Source organism: Komagataeibacter kakiaceti JCM 25156 (genome assembly GCF_000613305.1).
Window position 1 is genome coordinate 1 of the sequence record NZ_BAIO01000044.1, and the last position, 11,133, is coordinate 11,133.

The following is an 11,133-nucleotide window of genomic DNA, read 5'->3' on the forward strand; positions in this document are numbered from 1 at the left end:
TGGAGCCAGCCGGGGGCCGCTCGCCACGCCGCAGCGCCTCGATCAGCTCAACGGTGCGCGAGCCGTCAAGGTCTTCGTAATAATCGTTGTCAACCTGCAGGATCGGTGCGTTGGCGCAGGCGCCAAGACATTCGACCTCGGTCAGGGTGAACAGACCGTCCTTGCTGGTTTCACCAAAATTGCTGATGCCCGTGGCGGCCTTGCAGGCGGCGGTGACATCATCGGAGCCACGCAGCCAGCATGACGTGGTGGTGCACACCTGCAGATGGTAGCGACCGATCGGCTGGGTATTGAACATGAAATAGAAGGTCGCGACCTCGTAAACACGGATCGGCGCAACCTCGAGCCTTGCCGCCACGACATCCATGGCGACACGCGGCACCCACGCGCTTCCCGTGGTACGGCCCATCTGGTTCTGCACCACATACAGCAGCGGCAGCGTGCCACTTGCCTTGCGTTCGGGCGGATACTTGGCGAGGATCGCGGCGATCTGGCGTTCGCTTTCCTCATCAAATGCGAAATGGGTCGGTTCCGCGCCTTGGGGCGCGTCAGACTGGACGGACATTTTGGTCACCTGTCAATCTCGCCAAACACCAGATCAAGCGATCCGATAATGGCTACGGCATCAGCCAGCATGTGCCGACGCGACATTTCGTCGATTGCCTGGAGATGGGCAAAACCCGTGGGCCGGATCTTGCAGCGGTACGGCCGGTTACTGCCATCGGCCACCAGATACACGCCAAACTCCCCCTTGGGGGTTTCGACAGTGGTGTAAGTGGAGCCCGGCGGCACGTGATAGCCTTCGGTAAAGAGCTTGAAGTGATGGATCAGCGCTTCCATGGAGCGTTTCATCTCACGACGCGGCGGCGGCGAGATCTTGTGATCCTGCACCTTCACCGGGCCGGGACGTATCTGCTCCAGGCACTGGTTGATGATGCGCACGCTCTCACGCAGTTCCGCCACACGGATCAGGTAACGGTCGTAGCAATCGCCCTGCCGGCCCACCGGCACGTTGAATTCCACCTTATCGTAATTGTCGTACGGCTGGCTGCGCCGCAGATCCCATGGCACGCCGGAAGCCCGCAGGCAGGGACCGCTGAACCCCCAGGCCAGCGCCTGTTCAGTCGTGAATACGCCGATGCCAACCGTGCGCTGTTTCCAGATGCGGTTGCCCGTCAGCAGGGATTCCAGATCATCGATCCACTGCGGGAAAGTACGCGCCCAGTCGGCAATACGCTCCTCCAGTCCGGCGGGCAGATCCCGCGCGACGCCACCGGGGCGGAAGTAGTTGGCGTGAAAGCGCGCACCGCAGACGGCGTCGTAAAACTCCATCAGTTTTTCGCGCTCTTCATATCCCACAGCGCCGGCGTCAACGCGCCGCAATCCAGCCCCAGGGCCGTCACGTTAAGGATATGGTTCAGGATGCGGGTGATCTCGGCGAACATGACCCGGATCCAGCGGGCGCGATCCGGGGCCTCGATACCGAGCAGCTTCTCAACCGCCAGCGCGAAGGCATGCTCCTCGCACATCGGGGAGACGTAATCGAGCCGGTCGAAATACGGCAGCGCCTTCGGGTACGTCTTGTATTCGATCAGCTTTTCCGTGCCGCGATGCAGCAGGCCGACATGCGGAATGGCGCGGGCGACGACCTCGCCCTCCATTTCCAGCACCAGACGGAGCACACCATGCGCGGATGGATGCTGCGGGCCAAAATTGACCGCATGGGAGTCAATCTCCACCACATGCCGCTTTACTTCGCCCTTGTCATCTTCCGGCAGGAGTGAATCCGGAACAGCCGCATCGCTGCGAAGGGTTACGTCGCTATCGCTCATCTGTCGCCTATCCCTGCCGTTTCAAATTCTGGCGGTCCGCATGCGCCTTTTCGTCGCCGGGCAGCGTCAGGATCCCTTCCCAGGGCGATTCAAAATCGAAATTACGGAAATCCTGCACCAGATCGACCGGCTCATAGACAACCTGCCGCCGCTCCTCGTCATAACGCATTTCGACATACCCGGTCAGCGGGAAGTCCTTGCGCAGCGGATACCCTTCGAACCCGTAATCCGTCAGGATACGGCGCAGGTCCGGCTGGTCGGTAAACAGGATGCCGAACATGTCGTAGCATTCCCGCTCCCACCACGTAACGACGGGCCAGAGCCGGTGCATGGACGGCACGGGGCTGGTCTCATCCGTCGTCACGATCACGCGGATACGGTGGTTATGCGTGACGGAAAGCAGGTTGTAGACTACATCGAACCGCTCGGCACGGTCGGGAAAGTCCACACCACACACATCCATGGCCTGCTCACAGGCGTAACGCGGGTCATCGCGCAGCATGGGCATGAGTGTCGAAAGCCGGTCGCGCGTGGTCCGCACCACCAGTTCGCCCTTTTCAATACCAGCGGAAATGATGCCCGGAACCGCAGTGGACAGGCGGAAGGCGATAACCCCCAGCCTGCCAGACACGACGTCCGGCACGACCGACGCCGCTACGGGAGCATTTTGTGGATCAGCCACGGCGTATTGTCCCTGTCCTGCGAATTTTCTTCTGCAACTGCAGAATTCCATAAATCAGCGCCTCGGCCGTCGGGGGGCAGCCAGGCACGTAGACATCAACCGGCACGATCCGGTCACAGCCGCGTACTACGGAATAGGAATAGTGATAGTACCCACCACCATTGGCGCAGGACCCCATGGAGATGACCCAGCGCGGCTCGGCCATCTGGTCGTAAACCCGACGCAGGGCGGGCGCCATCTTGTTGGTAAGCGTACCTGCCACGATCATGACATCCGACTGGCGGGGCGACCCACGCGGGATGATCCCCATGCGGTCAAGATCGTAGCGCGGCATGTAGGCGTGGATCATCTCCACCGCGCAGCACGCCAGCCCGAAGGACATGGGCCACAGACTTCCGGTCCGCCCCCAGTTCACCAGCTTGTCAAGGCTGGCGACCACAAAGCCCTTTTCGGTAATTTCCCCGGTGATACCCTTGATCACCGCATCCTGTTCCGCCCCAGGCGGCAGCATTTCGCGGTTCCAGGCAATGCTGTCCGCGGGCCGGTCCGGCCCGGATATGTCGTGGCCCATTGGTGCGCCTCCCTTTGTCATGTTCAATCCCAGTCCAGCGCGCCCTTGCTCCATTCATAGATGAAGCCAACCACAAGAACGCCCAGAAAGCCCATCATGGACAGGAATCCGAACCACCCGATCCGTGACAGACTGAGCGCCCATGGAAAAAGGAATGCAACCTCGAGATCGAAAATGATGAAAAGAATTGCAACCAGATAGAACCGCACGTCAAACCGATGACGTGCATCGTCAAAAGCTCGAAACCACATTCGTATGCGGACGTTTTCTCGGCATAGGCTTCTGATGACCGAACAGCAGAGAGCTGCCCAGCATCGCGCCTGCGATCACCACTGCGATGCACCCGAATATCAGCACGGGTAAATAATCAGCGATAACGGAATGCATGTTCCGTGTTCCCAACCTGTTAATGCGCCACTCAGTGTCTTTATCGACTCAATGTCTGGCACGGGAGATGCTAGACCCTCCATCCCCCAGGGAACAGTTGTTTGAGCAAGTTATTTTAGGAACATTACTGTGAGGTAAGGTACAGGACCGAAACAGTCACTTTTTGATAAACAAGAGTTTACCGCCATTTTTGCCATCATTTTTTCGTGTATAGTGCATAAAAAAAAGCACCAGACCTGCGTATGAGGAATGGCGCGAAAAGACCTGATTTCATGAAATGGCGCGAGTGACGGGGCTCGAACCCGCGACCTCCGGCGTGACAGGCCGGCGCTCTAACCAACTGAGCTACACCCGCATGGTGCTGTCCCTGCCCCCCCCGATGGGGGTATGAGGGAATATGGTGGGCGATGACGGGATCGAACCGCCGACCCTCTCGGTGTAAACGAGACGCTCTACCGCTGAGCTAATCGCCCGCGACCCTACTAGGCGATTGTAAAAAAAGGGGCAACCCATAAAATGGATTGCCCCCTTTTTTTGAAAAACAGCAGTCTTACTTGCTGACCGCTTCTTTCAGGTTCTTGCCGGGCTTGAAGCGCACGGATGTGGAAGCCGGGATGTCCAGCGGCTCGCCAGTGCGGGGGTTGCGCCCCTTGGCCGCCTTGCGGGTCGCCGTCACGAAGGTACCGAAACCGACCAGACGGACTTCCTGCTTGCTTGCCAGCGCCTTTTCAATCGCACCGAAAACCGCATCAACCACTTCGCTGGCCTTTGCCTTGGCCAGATCGGCTTCCTCGGCTACCGCAGCGACGAGTTCCTGCTTGTTAAGTGGCTTCTCCATTTTACGCCTTTCTTTGTACTGTGCGCCCACGCAATCGTTTAAAAGTCGCGCCGCATTTCTGCACGCACTATGCCGCTGTTTTTTCTCACGTCAACCAACAGAATTCGAGGAATGACAGAGATATTTGTCATTCCTCTCCTTCATGTCACATTTGCGACGCTACCCCTGCCCCAATATCGCCTAATGCGTCAATGCGGGCGTGGCCGTGCTTTCCGTGCCGGTGGGGGTGACGGGTTCCGTCCACTCGATCGGTTCGGGCTTTTCAACCAGCGCCTGGCCGATCACCTCATCCACATGTGAAACCGGCAGGATGGTCAGCGCCCCCTTCACCGCGTCGGGAATATCGACCAGATCCTTCTCGTTATCCTTGGGGATGAAGATGGTCGTAAGCCCCGCGCGATGGGCCGCCAGCAGCTTTTCCTTCAGCCCGCCAATCGGCAGGACACGGCCACGCAGCGTGATCTCGCCCGTCATGCCCACATCCCTGCGCACGGGAATGCCCGTCATCACGCTGACCAGCGATGTCGCCATGGCGATACCGGCGGACGGTCCGTCCTTGGGCGTCGCCCCCTCAGGCACATGCACGTGCAGGTCGCGCTTTTCAAACAGGTCGGGGCTGATGCCGAATGTCACCGCGCGGCTGCGCACGTAGGACAGCGCGGCCGCGACACTCTCCTTCATCACATCCCCGAGCTTGCCCGTCAGCTTGATGTTCCCCTTGCCGGGCACCATCACACTTTCGATGGTCAGGATTTCACCCCCGACTTCGGTCCAGGCCAGTCCGGTCACGACTCCGACCATGTCTTCCGACTCGGTCTCGCCATGGCGGAAGCGCTTGACCCCCGCGTATTTCTCAAGGTTCTCGGCCGTGATCTCCACGGTCTTGGCCTTGCCCGTCACGATTTCGGTCACGGCCTTGCGGGCCAGCGTCGCGATCTCGCGTTCAAGATTACGCACGCCCGCCTCACGCGTATAGCTACGTATCAGTTCACGCAGGGCATCATCCGAGACGGACCACTCACCGGGCTTGAGGTTGTTCGCCGCCGTCTGCTTGGACAGCAGGTGCCGCTTCGCGATCTCGACCTTCTCATCCTCGGTGTAGCCCGACAGGCGGATGATCTCCATGCGATCCAGCAGCGGCTGGGGCATGTTCAGGCTGTTGGCCGTGGTGATGAACATCACATCCGACAGGTCGTAATCCACCTCCAGATAGTGATCGCCAAACGTGGCGTTCTGCTCGGGGTCCAGCACTTCCAGCAGCGCGGATGACGGATCACCGCGCCAGTCGGCGCCCAGCTTGTCGATCTCATCAAGCAGGAACAGCGGATTCGATGTCTTCGCCTTCTTCATGCCCTGAATGATCTTGCCGGGCATGGAGCCGATATAGGTCCGGCGGTGCCCCCTGATCTCGGCCTCGTCCCGCATGCCGCCAAGCGACATGCGGACATACTGCCGCCCCGTCGCCTTGGCGATGGAACGCGCCAGCGAGGTCTTGCCCACGCCCGGCGGCCCCACGAGGCACAGGATCGGCCCCTTGAGCTTCTGCGCGCGACTCTGCACGGCCAGATACTCGATAATCCGTTCCTTGACCTTCTCCAGCCCGTAATGATCCTTGTCCAGCACCTCCTGCGCTTCGGACAGGTCATGACGCACCTTGGAGCGCTTCTTCCAGGGAATCGCGAGAATCCAGTCGAGATAGTTGCGCACCACCGTGGATTCGGCCGACATCGGGCTCATGGTCCGCAGCTTCTTCAGCTCGGCCACCGCCTTCTCGCGCGCTTCCTTGCTCAGCTTGGTCTTGGCGATCTTTTCCTCAAGCTCGGCGGTTTCGTCCTTGCCTTCCTCGCCTTCGCCCAGTTCCTTCTGGATCGCCTTGAGCTGCTCGTTCAGGTAGTACTCGCGCTGCGTCTTCTCCATCTGCCGCTTGACGCGGTTGCGGATGCGCTTTTCGACCTGAAGCACGCCGATCTCGGCTTCCATATGCGCGAAAACACGCTCCAGCCGGGCATTCACGTCCTGAATCTCAAGGATTTCCTGCTTTTCGGGAATCTTCAGGTTCAGGTGGCTGGCAATGGTGTCGGCCAGCTTGGACAGGTCGTCGATCTGGTTGAGCGAGACCAGCACCTCCGGCGCGATCTTCTTGTTCAGCTTGATATACTGCTCGAACTGCCCGATCAGCGTGCGGCCGATCGCCTCGGCCTCCTTGCCGTCGGTTTCCTGTTCCGGCACGTCCTCGATCTCGGCCTCGAAGTGGCCGTCAATCTCGTGCAGCGCCGTGATATGGGCGCGCCTGCCGCCTTCGACCAGCACCTTGACCGTACCATCCGGCAGCTTGAGAAGCTGCAGGATGGTGGAGACCGTGCCATAACGATAGATATCGTCCGGCGTGGGGTCATCCTGTGCAGCGTTCTTCTGGGCGACCAGCAGGATCTGCTTGTCGCTGCGGGTGACGGCCTCAAGCGCGCGCACCGATTTTTCCCGCCCGACGAACAGCGGCACGATCATGTGCGGAAACACGACAATATCACGCAGCGGCAGCACGGCGATCGTGTCGTGCCCGGTGGCGGCTTCCTCGGGTTCATGGGTTGCGAGCACCGGAGTCCCCGCCGTGTTTTCGAGAGATTCCGTCCCTTCTGGAACGGGTGTCAGTCTGTCAGTGTCAGACATTTTTTTGACCTCCTGATGGACGATCCCGGATGGGCACCCGCTCTGGCGGCCTGCCCATCCGTTGCGCCGCATATGCGACAACTACAGCTTCATGTTGTCACGACGCCCCGCCATCACAACCCCGGTGATGGCGGTTTGCGCGAACCGGAACTGACCGCCTCAGGCGGACTGCTCGGTCGGCTGGTTCTTGCCATAGACGTAAACGGGCTGCGCCTTGCCTTCCGCCACTTCCTTGTTGACCACCACTTCCTCGACATTCTTCAGCCGGGCAGATCGAACATGGTCAGGAGCAGGATGCTTTCCAGAATGGCGCGCAGGCCACGCGCGCCGGTACGCCGGGCGATCGCGCGCTGGGCGACCTGACGCAGCGCGTCCTCGGTAAAGGTAAGCTGCACGTCTTCCATCTGGAACAGGCGCGCGTACTGCTTGACCAGCGCGTTCTTGGGCTTGGTCAGGATCTCGATCAGCGCCGCCTCATCCAGATCCTCAAGCGTCGCGACCACCGGCAGGCGCCCGATGAATTCCGGGATCAGCCCGAATTTCAGCAGATCCTCGGGCTCCACGTCCCGCAGCACCGCGCCCGTGCGGCGTTCATCGGGGGACTGGACATCCGCGCCGAAGCCAATGCCCGAACCCTTGCCACGCGCGCTAATGATCTTGTCGAGTCCGGCAAACGCGCCACCGCAGATGAACAGCATGTTGGTAGTATCCACCTGCAGGAATTCCTGCTGCGGATGCTTGCGCCCGCCCTGCGGCGGCACGGATGCGACTGTGCCTTCCATGATCTTCAGCAGGGCCTGCTGCACGCCCTCCCCGCTCACGTCGCGCGTGATGGAGGGGTTGTCGGACTTGCGGGAGATCTTGTCGATCTCATCGATGTAGACAATGCCACGCTGGGCCTTTTCCACATTGTAGTCAGCGGCCTGAAGCAGCTTGAGGATGATGTTCTCCACATCCTCGCCCACGTAACCGGCTTCGGTCAGCGTGGTGGCGTCCGCCATGGTGAAGGGCACGTCCAGGATGCGCGCGAGGGTCTGGGCCAGCAGGGTCTTGCCCGAACCCGTCGGCCCGATCAGCATGATGTTGGATTTCGCAATCTCGACATCGTTGTTCTTCTGCGCGTGCGCGAGGCGCTTGTAGTGGTTGTGCACCGCCACGGACAGCACCTTTTTCGCATGGCTCTGCCCGATGACGTAATCATCCAGAATCTTGCAGATTTCCCGCGGCGTAGGCACCCCATCGCGCGATTTGACCAGATGCGTCTTGTGCTCCTCACGGATGATGTCCATGCACAGCTCGACGCATTCATCGCAAATGAACACGGTGGGACCGGCGATCAGTTTGCGGACCTCGTGCTGCGACTTGCCGCAGAACGAGCAGTAAAGCGTATTTTTGGAATCGCCGGATTTGTTATTCATAACCGCTCCTATTCCCGCAGGGGGAACTTCTCCATACCTTGCAGCCGGACTGCACCATCCCGGCACGCCGCAGGTGACCTGACCCGTTCGGGCGGGAAGCGCGCCTGCGCGCGCCCTTCCCTGTTACCGGCTACTCCGCCGGCTTGGGCGCCGTGTTGCGGCGGACGACTTCATCCACAATGCCGAACGCCTGCGCTTCTTCCGCCGACATGTAGCTGTCACGTTCCAGCTTCTGCTCGATTTCCTCAAGCGTGCGGCCGGTATGCTCCTTGTAGATCTCGTTCAGGCGCTGGCGGATGGTCAGGATTTCCTGCGCCTGGATTTCGATGTCGCTGGCCTGTCCCTGCGCCCCGCCCGAAGGCTGATGCACCATTACACGCGCGTTCGGCAGGGCGAAACGCCGCCCCTTTTCACCACCGGCCAGCAGCAGCGACCCCATGGAGGCCGCCTGCCCGATACACACCGTGCTGACCGGGCAGCGGATGTACTGCATGGTGTCGTAAATCGCGAGTCCGGCCGACACCACGCCACCGGGGCTGTTGATGTAGAACGATATTTCCTTGCTGGGGTTGACGCTTTCCAGATAAAGAAGCTGGGCCGACACCACCGCGGACACCTGGTCATAGACCGGCCCGGTCAGAAAGATGATCCGTTCCTGCAGAAGGCGGGAATAGATGTCGAATGCCCGTTCCCCGCGGGAGGTCTGTTCAACCACCATCGGTACCAGAGCGTTGTTGAAGATCTCTACGGGATCCCGATCCCTCATAGCCATATTCCCGATCCTGAAAAGCAAGGGGCCGTTCCGCCTCCCTTACCCGGCGCGCACACGCACGGGCAGTTATGGATGCGGCCGGTCCCTTCCCGGTTACTTATGACAAAATAGAGACAAACACGCCAGATACCACCCCATTCCTGTCTTTTTACCGGAAACGGGTTCCACAATCTGCGCGTCATTGCCCTGCCTGCAAACACATACGGCGCACGGAAGTCCCCTTCCGTGCGCCGTATGCGCCATCCATGCCGTGTGAACGGATCAGACGTCGGCTTCCGGCATTTCCGCCAGTTCTTCCGGCGTCACGGTCTTGTCATCGACCTTGGCCAGCTCGACGATGTAGTCGATGACCTTGTTTTCGAAGATCGGACCGCGCAGGCCATCGGCCGCCTGCGGATTCTTGCTGAAGAATTCGAACACGGCCTGTTCCTGGCCGGGGTAGCGCATCGCTTCGGCGCGGACGGCCTGCATCATCTCGTCAGGCGTGACGGTGATGGTGTTGACGCGACCGATCTCAGCCAGCAGCAGGCCCAGCTTCACGCGACGTTCGGCAATGCGGCGATAGTCGGCGCGCAGCGTGTCGTCGTCCTTTTCCTTGTCTTCCGCGTCAAGACGACCGGCCTTGCGGTCTTCCTCGATGCGGTTCCAGATCTGCTCGAACTCGGACTCGACCATGCCCGGAGGGGCCTGGAAATCCGTCTTTTCAGCCAGCTTGTCCAGCAGTTCGCGCTTCAGGCGCAGGCGGGAAAGCTGGTCGTATTCCTGCGTCACCTGCTTGGTGATCAGTTCACGCACCTGCTCCAGCCCCTCGAAGCCGAGCTTCTTGGCCAGATCGTCGTCGATCTTGGCTTCGATCGGGCGCTTGAGCTCCTTCACCTTGATGTCGAAGGTCGCTTCCTTGCCCGCCAGATGCTCCGCACCGTAATCAGCGGGGAAGGTGACGGTGATCATTTTTTCGTCACCGGCCTTCATGCCCACGATCTGCTCGGCAAAACCGGGAATGAATCCGGCGCCGCCCAGCTCGACATTCACATCGTCGGCCGAACCGCCCTCGAACGCGGTGCCATCGACCTTGCCCACGAAGTCCACCACCACAACGTCGCCATCGGCGGCGGGGCGATCTTCCTCGATCTTCTCGAATTCACGCTGGCGGCTGGCGATTTCCTTCAGCGCCTTGTCCACCGTCTCGGCGTTCACTTCGGCCTTGAGGCGCTCAAGCGACAGGGTGGACAGGTCCGGGATCGTGATTTCGGCAGAACCTCGAATTCAACGGTAAACTTCAGGTCGTCCTTGCTGCCGGGCTCGCCGCCGGACACGACATCGACCTTGGGCTGCATGGCGGGACGCAGACCACGCTCGTCCAGCAGGCCACGGGTCGCCTCGCTGACAACCTGCTCCATGACCTCGCCCTGAACGGCTTCGCCATAACGCTGCTGCAGGATGCTCATGGGCACCTTGCCGGGGCGGAAACCCGGCAGCTTCATGGTCTGTCCAACTTCTTTCAGGCGCGCGGTGCGCTTGCTCTCGATTCCCGCCGCCGGCACCGTAACGGTGAACCCGCGCTTCAGGCCCTCGGAAAGCGTTTCAGTAACCTGCATCTGCCAGGCCATCCTCTCGGTCAGTAACGTGTCAAAGAACGCAAGAGGCCGCTCGGGCCACCGCGCCTGCTCGCATAACGCGACTTGCCGGGATCTTGGTACGGGCGGAGGGACTTGAACCCCCACGACTTGCGTCACCAGAACCTAAATCTGGCGTGTCTGCCAATTCCACCACGCCCGCACTGTGCCCAGGCTGTAAGCGCGCGGCTTTAGCGCACGATCGGCCATGGGGCAAGATCCCAAGGGAAACGAATGGCCGTTTTCAGGCCAAAACTTTTTGCGCCATCGCCTCCGCCCGTGCCCGCGCGGCCCCTACATGCAGGTCGAACGCCTCGGCCACCGGCCAGTCCCCGGCGTGAAGGGCGGCG

The 11,133-nt window shown here is 60.6% G+C and carries 6 protein-coding genes, 3 tRNA genes and 4 pseudogenes; all 13 read right to left on the minus strand.

Going from position 1 to position 11,133, the window contains the following annotated elements; genetic code table 11:
• The coding region (locus JCM25156_RS04975; RefSeq protein ID WP_025812339.1) for a complex I 24 kDa subunit family protein at positions 1–565 on the minus strand (565 nt) is incomplete at its 3' end.
• Positions 566–570: 5 nt separating this feature from the next.
• Positions 571–1,832 (minus strand): annotated as a pseudogene (locus tag JCM25156_RS21645) (NADH-quinone oxidoreductase subunit D).
• Between the two features lie 7 nt (positions 1,833–1,839).
• A complete protein-coding gene (locus tag JCM25156_RS04985; RefSeq protein WP_025812340.1) occupies positions 1,840–2,514 on the minus strand; it encodes an NADH-quinone oxidoreductase subunit C in 675 nt (224 codons plus the stop codon).
• A complete protein-coding gene (locus tag JCM25156_RS04990) occupies positions 2,507–3,085 on the minus strand; it encodes a NuoB/complex I 20 kDa subunit family protein (RefSeq protein ID WP_025812341.1) in 579 nt (192 codons plus the stop codon). The genes JCM25156_RS04985 and JCM25156_RS04990 overlap by 8 nt, the downstream gene beginning before the upstream one ends.
• Before the next feature lie 23 nt (positions 3,086–3,108).
• A pseudogene (locus JCM25156_RS21650) lies at positions 3,109–3,472 on the minus strand (NADH-quinone oxidoreductase subunit A).
• Between the two features lie 278 nt (positions 3,473–3,750).
• Positions 3,751–3,827: transfer RNA gene (locus JCM25156_RS05000), tRNA-Asp, on the minus strand.
• 43 nt (positions 3,828–3,870) lie between these two features.
• A tRNA-Val gene (locus JCM25156_RS05005) sits at positions 3,871–3,945 on the minus strand.
• 77 nt (positions 3,946–4,022) lie between these two features.
• Positions 4,023–4,310, minus strand: coding sequence for an HU family DNA-binding protein (locus JCM25156_RS05010; protein WP_025812342.1), 288 nt, complete (start codon positions 4,308–4,310; stop codon positions 4,023–4,025).
• Between the two features lie 180 nt (positions 4,311–4,490).
• Positions 4,491–6,977 carry an endopeptidase La gene (gene lon, locus JCM25156_RS05015; RefSeq protein WP_025812343.1) on the minus strand — a complete coding sequence of 829 codons (2,487 nt, stop codon included), beginning with the start codon at positions 6,975–6,977 and terminating at the stop codon, positions 4,491–4,493.
• A gap of 159 nt (positions 6,978–7,136) precedes the next feature.
• Positions 7,137–8,395: pseudogene (gene clpX / locus JCM25156_RS21655) on the minus strand (ATP-dependent Clp protease ATP-binding subunit ClpX).
• Between the two features lie 130 nt (positions 8,396–8,525).
• A complete protein-coding gene (locus JCM25156_RS05025) occupies positions 8,526–9,161 on the minus strand; it encodes an ATP-dependent Clp protease proteolytic subunit (RefSeq protein ID WP_034958448.1) in 636 nt (211 codons plus the stop codon).
• A gap of 267 nt (positions 9,162–9,428) precedes the next feature.
• Positions 9,429–10,765: pseudogene (tig, locus tag JCM25156_RS21660) on the minus strand (trigger factor).
• A 96-nt stretch (positions 10,766–10,861) separates the two neighbouring features.
• A tRNA-Leu gene (locus tag JCM25156_RS05035) sits at positions 10,862–10,946 on the minus strand.
• Positions 10,947–11,133: the final 187 nt, after the last annotated feature.

Bases quoted from the DNA above. Each gene is read 5' to 3' on its own strand.
- JCM25156_RS05010 (WP_025812342.1), bottom strand. From the start codon at position 4,310: ATGGAGAAGCCACTTAACAAGCAGGAACTCGTCGCTGCGGTAGCCGAG.
- JCM25156_RS05025 (WP_034958448.1), bottom strand. From the start codon at position 9,161: ATGAGGGATCGGGATCCCGTAGAGATCTTCAACAACGCTCTGGTACCG.
- lon (WP_025812343.1), bottom strand. From the start codon at position 6,977: ATGTCTGACACTGACAGACTGACACCCGTTCCAGAAGGGACGGAATCT.
- JCM25156_RS04990 (WP_025812341.1), bottom strand. From the start codon at position 3,085: ATGGGCCACGACATATCCGGGCCGGACCGGCCCGCGGACAGCATTGCC.